Origin of the sequence: Chitinophaga sp. ARDCPP14, from assembly GCF_051362515.1 — a bacterium.
GTDB lineage: Bacteria > Bacteroidota > Bacteroidia > Chitinophagales > Chitinophagaceae > Chitinophaga.
Genome location: NZ_JBKIXB010000009.1, coordinates 214,784 through 234,994, shown reverse-complemented (window position 1 = coordinate 234,994; position 20,211 = coordinate 214,784). Strand labels below are relative to the sequence as shown.

Sequence of the window (20,211 nt, the reverse complement as noted above, 5' to 3'; positions counted from 1 at the left end):
AAGTGTGTTTTAATATAATCTTTTACCTTTGAGCCATAACCGGATATACCAGGATAGCTTTGCTCCCCGGATATCTCCCCATTAACCTCATCCTCAGCCAAAAACCTGATATATTGTAGGGCTTCTTGCCTGACATTATCATCTTATTTTTTACCATCTCCTCTGACATACCAGTTACCACGCCGGGACAAGGCCGATGTACGTGTATTTACGTATACCTACCCCTGCGTATCAATTAAAGCTTAAAGGAAAAATTCTATATGGACATTGTGTATTTTATAAAGGCATTGCTTAAAAAGAAATGGTGGATCCTGTTCAGCACCATTGCCGCTGTTGCAGCTGCATTTGCCTTTACCATCGGCAAACCCAAACTTTATGCCTCTACCGCCCAGATGGCGACAGGTTTTACAACGAATGAACAAATCAAACTGCGGGACGAAAATCTGAACCTCTTTGAAGCAGATGTTAAATTCGATAACGTTATCGAAACCATGAATTCCCCGCTGGTAATCGGATTACTGGCCTGTGACCTCATGGTGCACGATCTCACCTCCACTAAACCTTTCAGACATCTTTCAGAAAAAGATCTGAAAGATCCTCATTATACCAGTGCCAACAAGGAAGAAATTGTGCGCATCTGCCGTCAGAAAATTGATTCGCTGCAGATACTTTCTTCTTCCCAGCCGGAAGAAAGAAAAATACTGGAGTTCATGAAGATTTACCGGTACGACTTTGAGTCTATCCGTAAAATGCTGTATGCCGCACGTCTTTCCCGTACAGATTATATCAACATCATCTGTTATTCAGATAATCCTGAATTATCGGCGTACACTGTTAATACCCTTTACAAAGAGTTTATCCGTTTTTACCGCAGCTCCCGTTCTGAACGCTCTGTTGAAAACGTAGAAACATTTGAAGCACTGGTAAACCAAAAGAAACAGGAACTGGAGCAGAAAGTAGAAGCGCTCAGGGGTTACAAAACACAACAAGGCGTGTTAAACGTAGAAACCGCCAGCGGCAACGAATGGGATCTGATCAAACAATTTGAGAAATCTGTATCAGACGAAAGGGCGAACTACAATAACCTTCAGGCTTCTCTTGACAACGTGAACACACAGTTGGCCCAGGCAACCAGTGGCAAACCGGCCTACTCCAATTCAAATGGGGAAATAGTTACGCTGAGAAAACAGATCAACGATCTGAACGACCAGTATGTAAATTCCGGCTCCACTGATAATGCACTGGCAGAAAAAATAAAAACGCAGCGCGCCAAATTGCAAAAGATATTGCTGGATGCTTCTTCTACTACGGGCAAAGTAAGTACCCGTGAAGAGCTGATCCAAAGCAGGGATGCATTGGAAGCACAGGTAAGCGCCGCTAAATTAAATATCAGTACCCTGGAAGCAAAGATCCGTAATCTCCGTTCTTCCGTTGGTTCTTATGCCAATAAGGAAGCTACGGTAACTTCCCTGCAACAGGAAGTGGAACTGGCTCAGGATGAATATAATAAGCTGAAAGAAAAACTCGGCTCCGCCTTAGATAACCGGAATGTGCCACAGGATAATTTCCGCCAGACATTAAAGGGACAACCGGCTTTCACACCAGAATCATCCAAACGGCTCGTCATTATGGGCATGTCCGGTATGGCTGTTTTTATGATCTCCTGCATCGGTATCCTTTTCAGGGAGTTTATGGACAACTCACTGAAATCCCCTTCTGTATTCAACCGCAGCTCCAATCTGAAGTTGATTGCTACCATCAATCATACTAATCTTCAGAGATATAAACTGCTGGAAATATTACAACGTAAAACGGATGAGGCACAATGGCTGAAAAGACAAAATGTTTTCCGCGAACTTTTACGTAAACTCAGGTATGAGTTGGAAAGCAGTGGCAAAAAAATATTCCTGTTTACCAGTACAGAACCCCAGCAGGGTAAAACCACACTGCTGCAGGCAGTGGCATACAGCCTCAGCCTGAGCAACAAAAAAGTATTGATCATCGATACCAACTTCTGTAACAATGATGTAAGCGTGCAAATGGAAGCGAAACCAACCCTGGAGTATTTCTCTGTACCACCGGAAGAGTTTTCCATTGAAAAAGTAAAAGAGATTGTTACTACTTACGAAACACCGGGTATTGAAATTATTGGATGTAAAGGTGGCGACTATACGCCATCAGAAATTTTACCGCCCAACCACCTGCTCAATTACCTGCCTGAACTGAAAAAACACTACGATTATATTTTGATGGAAGGCGCCCCACTGAACGATTTCACAGATAGCCGGGAACTGGCTGCCTATGCAGAAGGTGTGGTAGCAATTTTCTCCTCCCGCTTGAAAATGAAACAAATTGACAGAGAATCTTCCGAGTTCCTGGAGTCTCTCGGCGATAAGTTCCTGGGAGTGGTTTTGAATAATGTAAAAGAAGATTTTATTGAGCTTTGATCTTTTAAATATGTATCAACGGATCTTTAAAGACATATTTAGTTTGCGGCCCGAAAAAAATGATTCGCGTTATGCCTGGATCGACTATGCCAAGGGAATAGCCATTGTACTGGTGGTTTACCGTCATCTGGCATATGGTCTGGTGGCGCGGGGCGTATCTCTTCCTAAAGAAGTACTTGCCACAAACGACATGCTTTACAGTTTCAGGATGCCTTTATTTTTCCTGCTTTCCGGATTTTTTTTCAGCAGAAGTATTGCTAAAAGAGGTGCCAAGAACTTTGGGATATCGAAGATCAATACGCTATTATATCCTTATATACTTTGGGCAGTCATACAAATCAGTTTGCAGATCTTATTTCCGAAATACGCAAATGCGGAACGGTCCGCAACGGATTTCCTGAATATACTGCTTCAGCCCAGAACACTGGATCAGTTGTGGTACCTGTTTGCATTATTTAATGTTACCATGTTGTATCTGCTCACATCACGGGTGTTCAAAGAGAAAAAGTACTGGCAGGTGGTAACAGGACTGGTACTGCTTGGCGTGGCACCATATGTGCACAGCAGCAGCGCGCTTTATGACATCGCACTGCACTACATCTACTTTGCCATCGGGGATATTACTGCGGTTTACTTTTTCCGTATACAAATACAGCAACAGTTATCCAACCCGGTGAACCTGCTGATGTTGACGCCGGTGTTTTGTGTGCTGCAATGGTATTACCTGTATCATCAACAAATGAACCTGTACCTGTTAATGCTCATTGCACTCAATGGCTGCTTATTTGTAATCATGCTGGCATCCTGGCTTGCGAAGCTGCACAAGCTGCAGTTCCTGAGCATAACCGGCCACTATTCCCTGTACATCTACCTCCTGCACATTACTGTTTTTGCGGGGTTACGCGCGGTACTGCTGGGCATAGGGATAACCAACGGGATCGTGTTGCTGCTGATCTGTATACCATCCTCGATATTGCTTTCAATTATTGCTTATCGTTTACTGGTAAAATTAGGATGCAGTTTCCTGTTTACGGGAAAGTTTGGTACCAGCCGTTCAAATGGAAAAATCATGACGTATAGTTTTATATGAAAACGCAACCAAAGAAAAAGCCAATAGACCAACATCTTCACCAGATGCTGATTCTCATCTTTATAGCGCTTACTATTATCGCTATGGGTATTAAAATAGTATTCTTATAAATTGACCTAAGTGGAAATTGCGAAGAAAAATATTTTCAACATATTTATTATTATCGGTTGGGTACTGCTGATCCCGGCAATAGCCTATATCGGCGCCCAGGAGGTAAAATACATTGCGTTGCTGATCGGGTTGGTGATAGGAATCACTGTTGCCGCGATTTCCATTCTGAATTACCGTGCAGGTTATTTTATCTCCTGTACAGTGGCGCTGACCGTGCGTTTGCTCGAAAGGATGTCCGGTACGGAAATACCTGTGGGCGTATTAATAGATGCCATTCTGCTGATCACATTACTCGGTAGTTTATTAAAGGCCGGAGACGATAGTATCAAGAAAGTTAACTTTCTCCGGGACCCGGTGCTGATCACTTTTTACATCTACGGCGGCTATGTGTTGTTGCAGTTTTTTAATCCCGCCTTTGTATACGACCGGCATGGCTGGACCACCTTTGCGAGGGTATTTGTCCGCAATATGATCTTTATGTACCTGGTCATGAAAATGATCCGTAACATGAACGACCTGAAAGTATTCCTGAAATTCTGGATCATCATACTTACTGTTGCGGCCTTTTATGCGTGTATTCAGCAGTGGTTTGGATTAATGCCGTTTGAAAAAGCATACATCGCCAAATACCCGGAGAAATTCAAGACCGTGATTATCCTCACCGGTATCCGGATTTTCTCCTTTGTATCGGATCCTGCGGTGTTTGGTGTTATCATGGCCTGCGGCTGTATCATGAATATTGTACTGCTCACCAGCTCCAATAAAATGATATCAGTACCCAAAAAAGTGTTCCTGCTGATATCGCTGGCACTTCAGTTTATGGCACTGGGCTTTTCCGGTACCCGTACGGCTTATATCATGGTTCCGATGGGGCTTATCATCATGTTGTTTGTAAACCTGCGGAACAGGAATACAGTGATTGGTGCGCTGGTATTTGTATTTGCTTTCCTGGTATTGATGTTTGGGCCGTTTCACGGCAACTCAACAGTTATCAGGATGAGAACGGCCTTTTCCGGTTCAGAGGATGCCTCCCTGAATGTGCGGGAAGTGAACAGGCATCGTATACAACCTTATATCTACAGCCATCCTATCGGTGGCGGATTTCTCAGCTGCGAACCGGGTTCGGGCAGCGAGCTGGATGGCTTTCCCCCCGACAGCGGTTATTTACGTACGGCGCTGGAGCAGGGATGGATAGGCTTAATACTGATCATGGTCAATATTTACCTGGTAATGCAATATATGGTTGCCAATTATTTTGCCAGCAGAACAGAAGTGGAAAAGCAGTTTACACTGGTCATCCTATGTGTGATGTTCGCGCTGGTAGTAAGTATTTACGCACAGGAATCGTCCGGCCTTATTGAATCAGCGTTGCTTTATTATGCCCTTAACGGCATCTCTATAAAATTAAAATATTTATTATCATCTCCAAATATCACAACATGAAACGAGTACTATTCTTTTTATTAGTAGCATTAACAGGTACAATGGCAAAGGCGCAAAGAGCCGATACCAGTATTGTGCTGCGCCTGCCAGCAGATTTGCCGACAGTGACCAGGCTAAAAGCAAGACTGGTGGAACTTGCCATGGAAAATCCGCAGATCAAAGCATTGGACATAAAAAAACAGATTACAAAATACGATGAAAACAGGGCTAAAGCCGGTTGGCTGGACATGATCGTCGCTTCAGGTAACCTGAATGAATTTACCATAAAAGGAAGCGGCACCACCAGCAACAACACATTATACCCCAGGTATAACTTTGGTGTCAATGTGCCACTTGGTCATTTGATCAGCATTCCTAACGAAGTAAAAACTGCAAAGGCGAACGGGAAAGTGTTCGAGCAGCAGAAAGAAGGCGAAAAGCTGGCCTTAAAATCTGCTGTATTGCGTGCCTATGAAGATTATGCAGCAAACAAACAGTTATATGAGCTGCAAATGCCTTTGCTGGAAGACTCCTACAATCATTACAAACAGGTGGAACAGCGTTTCTCCAAAGGAGATCAAAACACCGCTGTGGAAGGTTTGAATGATGCTTACCGCATCTATAATGCAGAAATGGTGCGTAAGGTAAATCTTGAAAGAGATGTAAGACAATCGAAGCTGGTACTGGAAGCAATTATCGGTACCTCGCTGGAAGAAGTGTTGCTGCATTTATAATATCGGGGATTGTGAACATCGTATCCGGCAATGCGGATTACTGAAAATTAAAATCAAGAATGAGAGTATTTCTTATTATCACGCTAATGCTGCAGACGGCGTTATTGTCTGCACAGGACTTGAAACCATTTAAACAGGTTGAGGTACAGATTACGCCCTGGCACCATATTCCAGCGCTGCTGAAGCTGCCGGACAATCTGAAAAGCGGGAAAAGATACCCGTTGCTTATTTGTCTTCATGGCAGAAGTATCGCCGGTACTGATATTACCAAGATCTTCAGACAGGGTGTAGCAAGGCAAATGCACGAAGGGAAGAATATTGATGCTGTCAATAAAGTGGACGGCAAGAAATATGAGTTTATTGTGCTGGCGCCCCTGGCCACCAGCTGGTCGCTTGGCCCGGAACACCTGGATGCTGCCATTACGGATGTATTGAAAAGATATCCGATTGACTCTTCCCGTATTTATATCACAGGATACAGTGCAGGCGGATGGTCAGTAGGAATGGCCGTTACCGATAAAAGAACGGCAAAGCGGGTGGCTGCTGCAGTGAACATGTCGCCGGCTACTATCGATGCAGAGAACCTGAAAAACTTTCAGATAACTGCCAAGAACAATATCCACGTGTGGTATTTCGGTGGTAGTGATGAACCGGTGTTTCTTGGCAACTGTAAACTTTATGCGGACAGTACCAACAAATACAAACCAGGACTCACCAAACTGAGCATCGGGGATCATAAACATTGCTGCTGGGAACAATATTACAACCCTTCCTACCGGGAAGATGGTATGAATATTTACGAGTGGCTGTTGCAATTCAAAAGATAACCAGGTATGTCCAGGCGCATGAAATGGATATTATCACTGGCGGGCGGCATTATATTGCTGCTGACAGCGGCTTTCCTGTTCATCAAACAAGGGCAGGAAACCGCGCCGCTTAATGAGCGTACGCGTAAATCTGCCCCGGGGCAGTTTATACGCCTGGCACAGGGAAATGTACATTATAGCCTGGCTGGCCCCGACACTGCCCGGCTGCTGGTATTAATCCACGGAGGCGGCTGCAGCGGCATGGAGGTATGGAAATACAATATTCCCTATCTCCTGTCCAAAGGTTACCGGGTGCTTTCATATGATCTTTACGGCAGGGGCTATTCCGACAGACCGGAAACAGCCTATGATCTCGGCCTGTACAGGGAGCAACTGACCGCTTTATTGGATACACTGCAGCTCCGTCAGCCATTTGATATGATCGCTATGTCCATGGGAGCGCCTATAGGATTGGACTATGCGGCCAGTCACCCCAAACGGGTGAAACAGATTATATTGCTCGGACCAGCTGCCAGCGGAGATCTTCAACCCAGCAAACTGTTGCACATCCCGGTTGTAAGAGACGTTTTAATGAGTGGATACTGGTATCCCCGTTCGGTGGAAAATCAGCGGAAAGAGTTTGTGAATCAGCCACTGTTCAACAACTACGCAGAGCGGTTAAAATATTTTATGAATTTCAGGGGTTACAAGCGCATCACGCTATCGTCCTGGATGCATATGCTGAATCAGAGCCAGCTTTATTTACTGGAAAAAATACCCGCCGGAAAAATGTTACTCATCTATGGTAAGCAAGACCCCTTTTTCCCCAAAGAGAAATTAAGTTCTTATACTGCTTTATACCCAACTTTAGAAGTACATGAAGTAGACAGCGCCGGGCACATGCCTCATTTTGAACAACCACAGGAAGTGAATGAAATGATGTGGAAGTATCTCGAAGAAAAAAAGTAATGCCCGGTGAAAAAAGAAAACAGCCGCCCGGATAACCAGGGCGGCTGTTTTATTATCGCCTGTTGCGGAATAGTACGGATTAGTTTGTTCTATAGCCGGTGGTCAGCAATGCTGAACCGGATTTAGGCTGATAGAAATTGTTGGTGTCCACACCAGCTGCTGCTACTGATACAAATTTGGAATTGGCTTCTGTGCCTGTTCCTTCTATAACAGAGGCGCCATTTTCAGTGTATATGTAAGCGTTAGGCGCAATTGTACCGCCACTTACACGTGGTTGAATGAACGCGTTATCTTTCACGATCTGCGCAGCAGTCATACCGAAATAACCGTTAATACGGAGAGACACGCCACCTGTTCTTGCAATGGTGTTATTGGTGATCTGAACCACTGCTTTATCAGTTCCTCTCAGGCTCACCCCATCTCCCTGGTTATCTCTTAACAGGTTATTACGGATAATGTGCGTTGCGCCATTTTCACCAGATCCGTAAAACTGGATCAGTTCACCCCATCCATCGTGCACATAGTTATCGTGGACGTTGGTATTAGTGGTACGGCCGCCAATCAGGATGCCGCCGTTATGACCTGAATTATGCTGACCGCCCCAGCTGGTAACGGTGTTGCCATATATTTCCAGCTTGTCGATGGCTGCAGTCTGGATGCCATCTGCTCCTCCATTTGAAACAGAATTATTATAGATCTTTACATTACGCCATTTAATGGGCTGTACGTACTGCTGGCCGCTGGTAAACCCTGACGGATCACCATAGTAAGGTGCGTTGGCAGTGAGGTTCCAGTAAAGGGCGGTATGACCAATATAAAATGCTTCGTTGTTGGTACCGCTGATCGCCACGTCGTGGATGAGCAGGTTGTCCATGTAGGAGTTAGGATACTGGGTGCTTAAGTCGCCCTTTACCGGGTCGGTTTTAGCCCATATGCCTGTACCGCCGTTATGTATGGTAACATTGGCGATTTCAAAATTATCGGTATGCTGGCTCAGCGTAAAGTCGAAATACGCTTCCTTGCCTGCCTGGGTGCTTCCTTCTACTACAAATTCGGATTTTGATTTTTCACCACCTGCTTTCACATAATGGCAGTTCACGAAACTGATGGCTGTAGCCCAGGAACCACCGCTCCAGGATGGATTACCTATTTTAACTACGGTGCCGCTGGCATTTTTAACAATGATAGGGCTGCCTGACGCGCCTTTCAGGTTATTAAAAACGACGGCAGAAAATGTTCCTTTCAGATTCAGAATTTCTCCTGCTTTGTAGATGCTTCCATCCACTACTAATCTGCCATCCTTGTCGGGAACAAGTGTGTATTGCTTCCCGCCAACAGTAGGCTTTACGGCTGTTTCAGCTGGATTGTTTTCTGGTAATACCTGGCTTAGTTGATCCTTGTTGCAACTTTCTGTTGTGATCGCTAAAGCCAGGGCAAAGGATACGAATGTAAACATAGACAATCGTGCGGTGATGTAGTGCCTCATGGTTTTTCAGATATTATATGGTTTCAATAAAAAGCTCACAATTACCCAATTGGTAAATTGCAAATTGATTCAAGTGATATGGATTCGGTCATTCAATAAATAATGCACTGCATACAATTGTCTCCGGAAACAATTTAACGGTCCATTTTAATTTATGGCTGCGAATATCCAGATTTTTGGATATAAAACAGCATCTTAACGGACGTCCTCCGCGAAATATTATACGCCAGAAACAGGGCTATATGAGTTATAACGGATTTCTGGAAAACCACTGAAGCCCTTATGCATTTATTCCGAAATAGACCGAGCCCATAATGCGCTTGCCAGTCCTGAAACGCAGGCCAATCAATAATATTACTATTAAATATACTATAATTTTAACAGTAATATGTAACTTTTTTTGAACTTTTTTTAATAAAATTGAAAAACTTTTCCCACATCAGGGGAATGTGAAAAAATGAGGCACGAATGAATAAAAAAGGTACAAGGCTCTAAACAAAAAAGCCGTCTCAAAAGTTGAAACGGCCCTTTTGTAATTATATATGCTTCCGGAGTGATTACAAGCCGAAAGCTGCTTTTACTTTATCAACATAATCCAGCTTCTCCCAGGTAAACAGCTCAACTTCCACACTTTTCTCGTGTTTCTTGCCTTTGTTGAATACTTTGGTCACCACTTTAGGCTCGCGACCCATGTGGCCATAGGCGGCGGTTTCGCTGTAAATAGGATTGCGCAGTTTCAATCTTTGTTCGATCGCATAAGGACGCAGGTCAAAGATCTCTTCAATCTTTTTAGCGATTTCGCCATCGTTCAGTTTCACTTTGGAGGTACCGTTGGTATTTACATAAATACCGCAGGGCTTAGCAACGCCGATGGCGTAGGATACCTGTACCAGTATTTCGTCGCATACACCTGCAGCCACCATATTCTTAGCGATATGACGGGTTGCATAAGCAGCGGAACGGTCTACCTTGGAAGGATCTTTACCGGAGAAAGCGCCACCACCGTGAGCACCTTTACCACCGTAGGTATCTACAATGATTTTACGGCCGGTTAAGCCGGTATCACCGTGAGGACCACCGATTACAAATTTACCGGTTGGGTTGATATGGTGATTGATATCGAAACCTTCAAACAGTTTTTGCAATTCCGGTTTCAGCTGTGCTTTTACGCGGGGGATCAGGATTTTGATCATATCTTCCTTGATCTTTGCCAGCATTTTCTCATCTTCATCAAAGTCGTCGTGCTGGGTAGAGATCACGATAGAATCAATTCTTACCGGTTTATTATCATCAGAATATTCGATAGTAACCTGGGATTTGGCATCCGGACGCAGGTACTTGATTTCTTTATTTTCACGACGGAGAACAGCGAGTTCCAGCAACAGTTTATGTGCCAGATCGAGGGCCAGTGGCATGTAGTTATCGGTTTCGCGGGTAGCATAACCGAACATCATACCCTGATCTCCTGCACCTTGTTCTTCGGGAGATTTACGATCTACGCCCTGGTTGATATCCGGAGATTGCTCATGTATGGCAGATAGAATTCCGCAGGAATTCGCTTCAAACATGTACTCACTCTTGGTATAACCAATTTTACGGATTACTTCTCTTGCAATGTCCTGCACATCGAGGTATGCCTCTGATTTCACTTCACCTGCCAAAACAACCTGGCCGGTAGTTACAAGCGTTTCACAAGCTACTTTAGATTTTGCGTCGTATGCCAGAAAGTTGTCGATCAAAGCGTCAGAGATCTGATCAGCTACTTTATCAGGATGTCCTTCTGAAACGGATTCAGATGTAAATAAATAAGGCATAAAAAACTGGGATTAGTAGTTTTATGGTTTAGTGTAAATAATTCTGAGCTTGATATTATACTGTGACAGGTTACTACCACCCACTTTCACACGATTCATATCCATGTATAACGGCGAATATCCTTCGAGCCTGAAACCCTTATTGAGGTCCAGTTTCCTGATAAACCGCTGCATGGTATTGGCGAGATTAAAGGTGTATTGAACAACCTGTACGCCTCCAAAGTTGGTAATTACCTGGCGGGTGCCGCCAAAATAGGCTGCGCCTCCTCCTGTATAATAATCTGCGGGGATCTTGGTGGTATCACCGTTTGTATACTGTCGTAAAGATAAGCTTCCTGGTTCAATAAATATATTATTCATATCACTTGGACCGGAAGTTATTTGTGTAATTACCAGTTCAGCTTTATTGATCAGTACATTCGGGAAGTTCTCCAGTCCGGGTATAGTCAAATTCGTAAACAGTCCCGGTGCGGCGTTCAGGAACAGGATACTATCCCCGTTCGGGTTGTTGGTATTGATAAACCTCGATGCCTGGGAACCATTGTAATTACGGGTAAAGTAATTGGCATGGGCGCTGGCATACTGGTCAAACGCCATAGTGGCCCGAAGCGAATCGTCTGTAGTGTTTTTATAGAACACCGTCAGCTTGGTATTGCTATTGCTCAGGTTCAGATAGATCATGTTCCTGTTAGTACCCAGATTGGTATCCGGTACAATAGCGAAACCTTTCAGGTAGGCGCGGAAAGAGGAATCTGTGGCAAAAGCGCCATCCGACTTCTGGCTCAGCAACTGATTACCGAAGGCGGTGCTCAGTTTAATACGCAGCTGGGCAGTTTCTTTGGTGCCGTAAATGCTTACGGAGTCGCGGAGCGACAGTGGCGTAACGGTAGCCGTACCCAGTAACTCTCCGGGGTTATAAGCCAATGCTTTGTTATAAGCGTAGTTGGAGTCGATCGTAAATCCCGGTTCGGCCATCCGGTACACCCGGAAGGTTTGAGGCGACGAAGAGTCACCGGTATAGCCGGTATAGGCCAGCGACAACACAACAGAATCCAGTGTTTGCCCGGTACCTTCAAAGGTAAAGGCACTTTTGGGCAATGATACCTGCGTGTATACGAAAGCGTGAGTTCTGCCAAAAACAGGATCAGTGGTAACAGATCCCAGGATTTTGTTATAAGCGTTTTGTCCGTTTAAAATGGAGGAGTCATACCGGAGTATGTTATTGGCAATAATACCTGTGAGCGTTGTGTCCTGTGCATTCACAAAATCACCGGGAGGGATTAAGCCACTTCCCAGGATAGTGGATTTGTTACAACCGGTTGCTCCGTACAGCAGAGTAATATAGATAGCTAAGAAGCTAAGGTTCCTGAAATTGATCTTCACGCGTTATGTTGTTAGTGAGTATTGGTTTTACTGCCCGAACATGCTTTTAATACGCTTTAAATACGCTTCAACCACGCTTTAAAGGTGGACTTGATGGCTATTTACCCAGCAATTGGTTATACAATTGAAGGTAATCGCCCAGATCATCGTTGTCTTTTTTGAACGGCAAAATGATCTTTCCTTTTTCCGCTTTCACTTCATCCACTACTTTCTTTTCCAGTTTATCACCGGCCAGTACAACCGCGTCCGCGTATTTTGCTGCTCCCCTGTTCAGTGCAGTGTTGGTACCTTCCTTAAACAGTTCCATATCTTTTTCCTTGATCTGGTTACTGATGGTGGCCTTCTTAACAAAGGTAGTGCCTAACTTTTCCTTGAACGTATTGGGGGTCAGCGAATATATGATCTTTGAATTGGCAAAGACCGGCTCTTTTTTATAAGCCGTTTTCAGATACATAGGTATCAGAGAGGTCATCCAGCCACTGCAATGAATGATGTCAGGAGGCCATCCGAACTTTTTGACCGTTTCCAGGGCTCCTTTGCAGAAGAAGACAGCTCTCGCCGCGTTGTCGTCGAAAAACTCTTCGTTTTCATCGGCAAACACCGTTTTGCGCTTAAAATAATCTTCATTATCCAGGAAGTAAACCTGCAACCGGGCGTTTGGAAGCGAAGCCACCTTGATAATCAACGGGTAATCATCCCCGTCAATCACAATGTTGATCCCCGACAATCTTACGACTTCGTGCAAACGATGTCTTCTCTCATTAATAATTCCAAATCTAGGCATGATCACTCTCACTTCCAGGCCAGCCTCATTGGACTTAATTGCCATTTTATTGACCATTGCCGCGTAATCACTCAATTCCAGGTACGGCGACATCTCTTGGGCAATAAAAAGAATTCTTTTCTTTGTGGACATTTAACGCTGATTATTAATGCAGTAATTTTTAATTTGGCTTGCAAAATTACGGATTTTTTACGGAATATTGGTCAATCTGTCAGTTTTAACATCCTTTTAAGCAATGATTTATGTATCTATTTAAGCGCAGCACGGACCTGAAGAAGCACCTGGACCTGGTAAGAAAAAGTAACAAAAGCATTGGTTTTGTGCCCACTATGGGAGCCCTGCATGCCGGTCACCTGTCACTTATTCAGGCAGCCAGGCAAGAAAATGATGTGGTCGTTTGCAGCATCTTTGTCAATCCAACTCAGTTTAATGATCCAAAAGATTTTGAAAAATATCCCATCACCATAGAGGAGGATATAAAAAAATTAAATAATGCATCGACAGATATACTTTTTTTACCATCCGTGGAAGAAATGTATCCGGAAGGCCTGGAAAGTGATCTGCATTATGACTTCGGCGACCTGGAAACTATCCTTGAAGGCAAATTCCGCCCGGGGCATTTTCAGGGCGTGGGTCGTATTGTTCACAAGTTACTGGATATTGTGCAACCTGACCAGCTTTTTATGGGACAAAAAGATCTGCAGCAATGCCTGATCGTCCGCCGGCTCCTGGTGATTACCCATTCCCCGGTAAAACTGGTGGTATGTCCAACGGAAAGGGAAAAGGACGGTTTGGCAATGAGCAGCCGCAATGCGCGCCTCTCTCCCGCCGCCCGGAAAAAGGCAGTGGGCATCTACCAGGCACTTCTTCACATAAAAAACAATTTCGGGAAAGGCCTCCACTTTATGGAAGGCGCCCATGAAGCTTTTGATGCACTCAAAACACAAGGCTTCGAACCCGAATATGTAGATATCCTCCAGCTGGATAATGACACCCTCGTTCACCTGGATCAACCACCCGGAAATGCCACGGTAGTTGTAGCCGTTGCTGCCTGGCTGGATGGCGTAAGGCTCATCGATAATATGGTGCTGCAGGGCAGCCTCTAGCCCATTCCGCAAGGGATGCGGCAGGCACTGCATTACTGCTGCATCCCCTGTTCGATCTTCCATATTTTTTTCCTAGCTTTGCAAACGCTCTATAGCGCTAAGCCAGTATAATTATGCAAATCGAAATTTTAAAGTGTAAGATTCACCGCGCGGTTGTTACGGAAGCCAATCTGCAATATGTTGGAAGTATTACGATTGACGAAGACCTGATGGACGCCGCTGGTTTAATCGAATATGAAAAAGTGCAGGTATTAAACGTAAATAACGGAGAACGCCTGGAAACCTATGTGATCAAAGGAAAACGTGGTTCCGGTGTGATCTGCATGAATGGCCCCGCTGCCCGTCTTGTTGCCCCCGGTGATATTGTAATTATTATCTCCTATGCCACTATGGATTTTGAAGAAGCTAAAAAATATACGCCTATCGCCATTTTCCCCAAGGAAGGAAATAAACTGTAAGCCCGTATCTGTACCTGTTTTTAATTAACGCCCTAAACAACTTTGGATGATGCCCAAAACGCTTAAGAACGTCATTAAGTTTATTTGCTTTTTCGGCATTGGGGTGCTGTTGATATGGCTTTTTACCAAAGATATCACCACGGCACAGTGGGAACAGATCAATACAGCCTTCCGTAAAGCCAATTACTGGCTGCTGATCCCCACCATGACTATCGGTATCGCCAGTCACTGGTTCAGGGCCATAAGATGGAAACTGCTGATGAAACCACTGGGGCATCAACCCACTACCCTGAACACCTTTTTTGCGGTGATGGTAGGCTACCTGGCCAACCTCGCTGTACCCCGCCTGGGAGAAGTGACCCGCTGCGGGATACTGGCGCAATATGAAAAAGTACCTGCCGATAAGCTCGTAGGCACTATGATCGCAGAACGCGCGGTAGACATGGTTTGCCTGCTTCTGCTGATGGCCCTCACTGTATTGACCCAACTGGACGTTCTCGGCTCCTATGTCAATGAATCGATCTTTGTTCCATTATCCAATAAAATAGCGCATGCCAATGGCATACAGCTGCTCATAGGCATTTTAATCCTCACCGGTATAGTGCTGCTGTTACTCTGGCTGCTGAAAAAGTTTGCCCGATCCAAAGTGGCCATCACTATTAAAACCCTCGCCAGAGGTATCATGGAAGGCATTCTTTCTATCGGCAAAATGGAAAAGAAAGGCTGGTTCCTGTTACATACCGTATTGATCTGGTCGTGCTACCTGTCGCAGGTATACATCGGCTTCTTCTGCCTGAAAGAAACGAGCCACCTGGGTATCAGCGCCGCTCTCGCCGTACTGATGATCGGTAGTGTGGGCATGATCGTTACCCCCGGCGGTATCGGCGCCTACCAGCCCCTGGTACAGAAATCGCTGGAACTGTATGGCATTCCGTTAGCCATCGGCTTCGCCTTTGGCTGGATCATCTGGGTGGCGCAAACGGTGCTCGTGATCCTGCTTGGCTTCATTAGCCTGGTGGCGTTGCCTGTTTACAACAAAAAACGCGGGTAGAGCGGAGGGATCGCCTTCGGCGATTTTAAATTGTCTTGGCTCAGGATTACGCTGATTATACTGATTTCACTGATTTGATTATGTTGGATTTTTATTCTTTTAGATTTTATAAAGGATTAAGGGAGATAGAAGCGAATATCCACTTCTATCTCCCTTAATCCTTTATAAAATCTAAAAGAATAAAATCAAATTAATCAGTATAATCAGCGTAATCCCGAGCCAAGACAAAATCCGCATCGCCGAAGGCGATCATCTCCCCGATTTTCTTTAACTTTAATTTAATACTTCAATTAAAGCGAAAGCCGTATCATCGTGGTTTAGACGATGTGATTTTTTTGAATGTAAATAAGTTCGTATGCGTTTGCCGAATGGTGAGAACCTTGATATTATGACAATGCCCGATGTAACAGCACAAAAGAAAACAACCAAGAAGGCCCCTGCAGAGAAGAAAAAAATGATTGCCAGGGATATCAGCTGGCTCTCCTTTAATGCCAGGGTTTTACAGGAAGCAGCCGATAAAACCGTTCCACTCCATGAGCGTATCCGCTTCTTAGGCATCTTTTCCAATAACCTCGATGAATTTTTCAGGGTCCGGGTAGCCACCCTTAAACGCATGATGTTTTTCGGCAAAGCCGGTAAAATGCATCTCGAAGAAAATCCGGATAAAATACTGGACGAAATACAAACCCGTGTAATTGAGCAACAACGCGAGTTTGACCTGGTATGGAAAGATATCGCGGAAGAACTGGAAGCCCAGCACATCTTCCTGCGAACAGAAAAACAACTCAACCGCGAGCAACAGAAATTTGTACTCAACTACTTCAATGAACAGGTACGCACCAACATCATTCCCCTGATGATTGAAAGCATACAACAGTTCCCTATCCTGCGCGATAAATCTATTTACCTGGCCATCGTACTGGCCCGACAGGATAATTCCGTACGACAGAAATTTGCACTCATAGAAATACCTACCACGGTACTTCCCCGCTTTATTATCCTGCCCTCCAAACCCGGAGAACACGATATCATCCTGCTGGAAGACCTGGTGCGCTTCTGCTTACCCAATATCTTTTCCTATTTCGGTTACGATAAATTCTCCGCACACATCATTAAAGTAACACGCGATGCGGAACTGGATATTGATAACGATATCTCCGACAGTCTTATTCACCAGATTGAAAAAGGCCTGAAAGACCGTCGCAAGGGCAAGCCGGTAAGGTTTGTATATGACAAGGACATAGACCCGCTGCTGCTGGAATATCTCATGCGCAGACAAGGACTTTCCGGAAAGGATAACCTGATCCCGGGCGCACGTATCCATAATTTCAAAGACTTTATGGATTTCCCGGAATCTATCTTCCCCCCTCATTTACACCGTAAAACCTTCACCCATCCGCTGTTCCTCAATGCGCCCAGTGTAATGCATGTAATACAACAGCAGGATGTAATGCTGCACTTCCCCTATCACTCGTTTGATACCATCATCGACCTGTTAAGGGAAGCGGCAATAGATCCGAACGTATCTTCTATAAAAATAACTGCGTACAGGCTTGCCCGTAATTCCAAAATAGTGAATGCGCTGGTGAATGCCGTACGTAATGGTAAACAGGTAACCGTGGTGCTGGAGCTGCGCGCCCGCTTTGACGAAGCCGCCAACCTCGACTGGAAATCACGGTTGGAAGAGGAAGGCGTGAAAGTATTACTGGGTATACCAAATATGAAAATCCACGCCAAACTGTGCGTCATCAAAAAACGGATCGGCACTAAAACGCTGCAGTGCGGCTTTGTAAGCACCGGTAACCTCAACGAAAAAACGGCAAGGGTTTACGGTGATCACTGCCTGCTCACCACCAACCGCGCTATCATTGCCGATATGAACCGTATCTTTTCCTACCTGGAAAACACCCGTCATGATATCAAAATACTGGAGGGCTGCAAAACCCTGCCGGTTAGTCCGTTTAACATGCGCGATACCTTCCTTCGCCTGATGGACCGTGAAATCAAGAATGCAAAACACAAAAAGAAGGCGGCTATTACTGTTAAAATGAACTCGCTTTCTGATGCAGCGCTTATTGCCAAGCTGTATGAAGCCGCCAAAGCCGGTGTGGACGTGAAGATGGTGATAAGAGGTATCTGCTGCGCCTATACGGAAAATAAAAAATGGAAAAAGAATATCACCGCGGTAAGCATCGTGGATGAATACCTGGAACATGCCCGCGTATTTATTTTTCACCACGGCGGCCAGGAAAAGGTATACATTGCTTCCTGCGACTGGATGATACGTAATCTCGATCACCGCGTGGAAGCGGCTGCGCCTATAACGGACCCGGCTATACGCAAAGAACTGATCGATATTATGAATATTCAGCTGAGCGGCAATGTGAAGGCCCGTATACTGGATAACGAGCAGAAAAATGAATATAAGAAAGCCGGTGATAAAAAGATCCGTACACAAATGGAGATCTATAAATACCTGCACGAAAAACAATACCATTAACTCTAAAAAGTTATACTTTTGCCCTTTGATCTAACGACTGACAGATGAAATTAGCTGCGATTGATATAGGCTCCAATGCTGCCAGACTGCTCATCTCTGAGGCATCGCCCAATAGTGCCGGCGTAATGGACTTTACCAAACTAAACCTGGTAAGAGTACCGCTACGGCTGGGCTTTGATGTATTTAACCATCATGTTATTTCAGACAAAAAGGCCGCACACCTTATTGATACCATCCGGGCCTATAAGCTGCTGCTGGATGTGTATGAGGTGAAATACCTCAAAGCATGCGCTACCTCTGCCATGCGCGACGCCAGCAACGGCATCGACATCCTCCAGCAGGTAAAAGCACAAACCGGCATCGATATCCGGATCATTACCGGTCAGGAAGAAGCTTCTTTTATCTACGAAAACCATGTGGCGGAGAACATGGATAAAACAAAGTCGTACCTCTACATCGATGTAGGCGGCGGCAGCACGGAAATCACGCTTTTCAGCGCAGGCAAACAGATCTTCAAGGAGTCCTTTAATATTGGTACTATCCGCCTGCTGCAACAACAGGTTACCGAAGCGCACTGGCAGCAACTGAAAGATTTCCTGAAACATCAGCTCAAAGGCATCGGCGCCGTGATTGCGATTGGTTCCGGCGGCAACATCAATAAAATATTCTCTCTCTCCAAACGAAAAGAAGGCAAACCCCTTTCACTGGATACGCTGAAAGACTATTACAAGGAGTTCAGCGCCTTCACCGTGGAAGAACGTATTCACCTGTACGGACTGCGGGAAGACCGCGCCGACGTGATTGTTCCGGCCCTGCAGATCTATGTAAACATCATGCGCTGGGCTGATACCCCGGAGATATATGTACCCAAGATAGGGCTGGCAGATGGTCTTATCCATGCCCTCTATGAGGAAATCGCAGTGAGTTCCTGATCCCCGGCCGTACATAAAAAACATTTCCTTTTATCTTTTTATATTACCACCTTTGCGGTTATTGCTAACAGCTAAATGCTAAAAGCTCACTGCTTATGTCTGTGAATAAAGAAATAAAGCGTGTCACTACGCATATACTGCAGAAGATGAAAGTAGACGGGGAAAAGATCTCCATGCTTACTGCGTATGATTATTCCATGGCCCGCATTTTTGATGATGCCGGCATTGATATCCTGCTGGTGGGAGATTCCGCTTCCAATGTAATGGCCGGTCATGAAACCACCCTCCCTATTACGCTGGACCAGATGATCTATCATGCCGCTTCGGTGGTCAGGGCAATTAAACGCTGCTTTGTGATCGTGGATCTGCCCTTCGGTACTTACCAGGGGAACTCCAAAGAAGCCCTGGGATCTGCCATCCGTATTATGAAAGAAACAGGCGCCCACGGTATTAAAATTGAAGGTGGCGAAGAAATCATTGAATCTGTAAAACGCATTATCTCCGCCGGCGTGCCGGTAATGGGTCACCTCGGACTTACACCGCAGTCGATTTATAAGTTTGGCACCTACGCCGTACGCGCCACAGAAGAAGCAGAAGCCAATAAGCTGATCAAGGACGCAAAACTGTTACAGGAAGCCGGCTGCTTTGCCATTGTACTGGAAAAAATTCCGGCATCCCTGGCAAAGATCGTAGCCGAAAGCGTAGAAATTCCTATCATCGGCATCGGTGCAGGCAGGTATGTAGACGGACAGGTGCTGGTCATGCATGATATGCTTGGTATTAATAAGGAGTTCAAACCACGTTTCCTCCGTCGTTACCTCGACCTTTACAACCAGATCTTTGGCGCTACCCAGGCATACATCAATGATGTAAAATCCAAAGATTTCCCGAATGAAAATGAACAGTACTAATCAGTACTGATTAAATAATAAGCATGACGGATTTGTAGAGAGATTAATATCTCCATACAAATTCGTCATTTGCATTTAATATAAATTCCCTATATTCGCTTCGCACTTTATAAGTTGAATGAACTACCTGTTAAACATACAGCTTTCTCTACTCTCCTATCTGCGGAGCACCTGCTCCCATGTGCCATAGGTAGCACTTCCCTTCTT

General features: G+C 45.0%; 16 protein-coding genes. 12 read left to right on the top strand and 4 right to left on the bottom strand.

All coding sequences use genetic code 11. From position 1 onward, the window contains the following. Window positions 1-260 precede the first annotated feature (260 nt). The 6 genes from ACLHR0_RS23740 to ACLHR0_RS23715 all read left to right on the top strand — a co-directional run bounded on the left by ACLHR0_RS23740 (window position 261) and on the right by ACLHR0_RS23715 (window position 7,579). Window positions 261-2,447: a GumC family protein gene (locus ACLHR0_RS23740; RefSeq protein ID WP_436490010.1), complete on the top strand. Its 2,187-nt coding sequence runs from the start codon at window positions 261-263 to the stop codon at window positions 2,445-2,447. A 10-nt stretch (window positions 2,448-2,457) separates the two neighbouring features. After that, window positions 2,458-3,537 carry an acyltransferase family protein gene (locus tag ACLHR0_RS23735; RefSeq protein ID WP_436490008.1) on the top strand — a complete coding sequence of 360 codons (1,080 nt, stop codon included), beginning with the start codon at window positions 2,458-2,460 and terminating at the stop codon, window positions 3,535-3,537. A gap of 120 nt (window positions 3,538-3,657) precedes the next feature. After that, on the top strand, window positions 3,658-5,091 hold the full coding sequence (locus ACLHR0_RS23730) for an O-antigen ligase family protein (RefSeq protein ID WP_370910351.1): 1,434 nt from the start codon (window positions 3,658-3,660) through the stop codon (window positions 5,089-5,091). Continuing rightward, entirely contained in the window at window positions 5,088-5,804 is a 717-nt protein-coding gene (locus ACLHR0_RS23725) for a TolC family protein (RefSeq protein WP_370910350.1), read from the top strand. The genes ACLHR0_RS23730 and ACLHR0_RS23725 overlap by 4 nt, the downstream gene beginning before the upstream one ends. Window positions 5,805-5,863: 59 nt before the next feature. Further along, window positions 5,864-6,631, top strand: coding sequence for a prolyl oligopeptidase family serine peptidase (locus ACLHR0_RS23720; RefSeq protein WP_436490006.1), 768 nt, complete (start codon window positions 5,864-5,866; stop codon window positions 6,629-6,631). A gap of 6 nt (window positions 6,632-6,637) precedes the next feature. Further along, the gene (locus tag ACLHR0_RS23715; protein WP_436490005.1) at window positions 6,638-7,579 is read left to right on the top strand and encodes an alpha/beta fold hydrolase; all 942 of its coding nucleotides are present in this window, start codon (window positions 6,638-6,640) and stop codon (window positions 7,577-7,579) included. Window positions 7,580-7,658: 79 nt separating this feature from the next. Here the strand turns inward: ACLHR0_RS23715 and ACLHR0_RS23710 are convergent, their stop codons facing one another. The 4 genes from ACLHR0_RS23710 to ACLHR0_RS23695 all read right to left on the bottom strand — a co-directional run bounded on the left by ACLHR0_RS23710 (window position 7,659) and on the right by ACLHR0_RS23695 (window position 13,178). Further along, window positions 7,659-9,065: a right-handed parallel beta-helix repeat-containing protein gene (locus tag ACLHR0_RS23710; RefSeq protein ID WP_436490003.1), complete on the bottom strand. Its 1,407-nt coding sequence runs from the start codon at window positions 9,063-9,065 to the stop codon at window positions 7,659-7,661. Window positions 9,066-9,622: 557 nt separating this feature from the next. Then, the gene (gene metK, locus ACLHR0_RS23705) at window positions 9,623-10,879 is read right to left on the bottom strand and encodes a methionine adenosyltransferase (RefSeq protein ID WP_370910346.1); all 1,257 of its coding nucleotides are present in this window, start codon (window positions 10,877-10,879) and stop codon (window positions 9,623-9,625) included. 21 nt (window positions 10,880-10,900) lie between these two features. Further along, complete coding sequence (locus ACLHR0_RS23700; RefSeq protein ID WP_429047715.1) at window positions 10,901-12,262, bottom strand: DUF4270 family protein; 1,362 nt, start codon at window positions 12,260-12,262, stop codon at window positions 10,901-10,903. 97 nt (window positions 12,263-12,359) lie between these two features. Beyond that, window positions 12,360-13,178: a glycogen/starch synthase gene (locus tag ACLHR0_RS23695; protein WP_079467430.1), complete on the bottom strand. Its 819-nt coding sequence runs from the start codon at window positions 13,176-13,178 to the stop codon at window positions 12,360-12,362. Window positions 13,179-13,288: 110 nt separating this feature from the next. Between ACLHR0_RS23695 and panC the strand changes: the two genes are divergently transcribed. From panC to panB, 6 genes are all read left to right on the top strand, one after another. Further along, a complete protein-coding gene (panC, locus tag ACLHR0_RS23690) occupies window positions 13,289-14,152 on the top strand; it encodes a pantoate--beta-alanine ligase (RefSeq protein ID WP_429064764.1) in 864 nt (287 codons plus the stop codon). Between the two features lie 113 nt (window positions 14,153-14,265). Further along, window positions 14,266-14,610 (top strand): aspartate 1-decarboxylase, encoded by a 345-nt coding sequence (gene panD, locus ACLHR0_RS23685; RefSeq protein WP_133811105.1) that lies wholly within the window; start codon window positions 14,266-14,268, stop codon window positions 14,608-14,610. 46 nt (window positions 14,611-14,656) lie between these two features. Beyond that, window positions 14,657-15,661 (top strand): lysylphosphatidylglycerol synthase transmembrane domain-containing protein, encoded by a 1,005-nt coding sequence (locus ACLHR0_RS23680; protein WP_436489999.1) that lies wholly within the window; start codon window positions 14,657-14,659, stop codon window positions 15,659-15,661. Window positions 15,662-16,016: 355 nt separating this feature from the next. Continuing rightward, the gene (gene ppk1, locus ACLHR0_RS23675) at window positions 16,017-18,161 is read left to right on the top strand and encodes a polyphosphate kinase 1 (RefSeq protein WP_429047709.1); all 2,145 of its coding nucleotides are present in this window, start codon (window positions 16,017-16,019) and stop codon (window positions 18,159-18,161) included. Window positions 18,162-18,205: 44 nt separating this feature from the next. Further along, on the top strand, window positions 18,206-19,093 hold the full coding sequence (locus ACLHR0_RS23670; protein WP_429047706.1) for a Ppx/GppA phosphatase family protein: 888 nt from the start codon (window positions 18,206-18,208) through the stop codon (window positions 19,091-19,093). 95 nt (window positions 19,094-19,188) lie between these two features. Then, a complete protein-coding gene (panB, locus tag ACLHR0_RS23665) occupies window positions 19,189-20,004 on the top strand; it encodes a 3-methyl-2-oxobutanoate hydroxymethyltransferase (protein WP_370910340.1) in 816 nt (271 codons plus the stop codon). The last annotated feature ends 207 nt before the right edge of the window (window positions 20,005-20,211 follow it).

Bases quoted from the DNA above. Each gene is read 5' to 3' on its own strand.
- ACLHR0_RS23680 (WP_436489999.1), top strand. From the start codon at position 14,657: ATGATGCCCAAAACGCTTAAGAACGTCATTAAGTTTATTTGCTTTTTC.
- ACLHR0_RS23670 (WP_429047706.1), top strand. From the start codon at position 18,206: ATGAAATTAGCTGCGATTGATATAGGCTCCAATGCTGCCAGACTGCTC.
- ACLHR0_RS23725 (WP_370910350.1), top strand. From the start codon at position 5,088: ATGAAACGAGTACTATTCTTTTTATTAGTAGCATTAACAGGTACAATG.
- ppk1 (WP_429047709.1), top strand. From the start codon at position 16,017: ATGCGTTTGCCGAATGGTGAGAACCTTGATATTATGACAATGCCCGAT.
- ACLHR0_RS23740 (WP_436490010.1), top strand. From the start codon at position 261: ATGGACATTGTGTATTTTATAAAGGCATTGCTTAAAAAGAAATGGTGG.
- ACLHR0_RS23715 (WP_436490005.1), top strand. From the start codon at position 6,638: ATGTCCAGGCGCATGAAATGGATATTATCACTGGCGGGCGGCATTATA.
- ACLHR0_RS23695 (WP_079467430.1), bottom strand. From the start codon at position 13,178: ATGTCCACAAAGAAAAGAATTCTTTTTATTGCCCAAGAGATGTCGCCG.
- ACLHR0_RS23735 (WP_436490008.1), top strand. From the start codon at position 2,458: ATGTATCAACGGATCTTTAAAGACATATTTAGTTTGCGGCCCGAAAAA.
- panB (WP_370910340.1), top strand. From the start codon at position 19,189: ATGTCTGTGAATAAAGAAATAAAGCGTGTCACTACGCATATACTGCAG.
- ACLHR0_RS23710 (WP_436490003.1), bottom strand. From the start codon at position 9,065: ATGAGGCACTACATCACCGCACGATTGTCTATGTTTACATTCGTATCC.
- panD (WP_133811105.1), top strand. From the start codon at position 14,266: ATGCAAATCGAAATTTTAAAGTGTAAGATTCACCGCGCGGTTGTTACG.
- metK (WP_370910346.1), bottom strand. From the start codon at position 10,879: ATGCCTTATTTATTTACATCTGAATCCGTTTCAGAAGGACATCCTGAT.
- ACLHR0_RS23720 (WP_436490006.1), top strand. From the start codon at position 5,864: ATGAGAGTATTTCTTATTATCACGCTAATGCTGCAGACGGCGTTATTG.
- panC (WP_429064764.1), top strand. From the start codon at position 13,289: ATGTATCTATTTAAGCGCAGCACGGACCTGAAGAAGCACCTGGACCTG.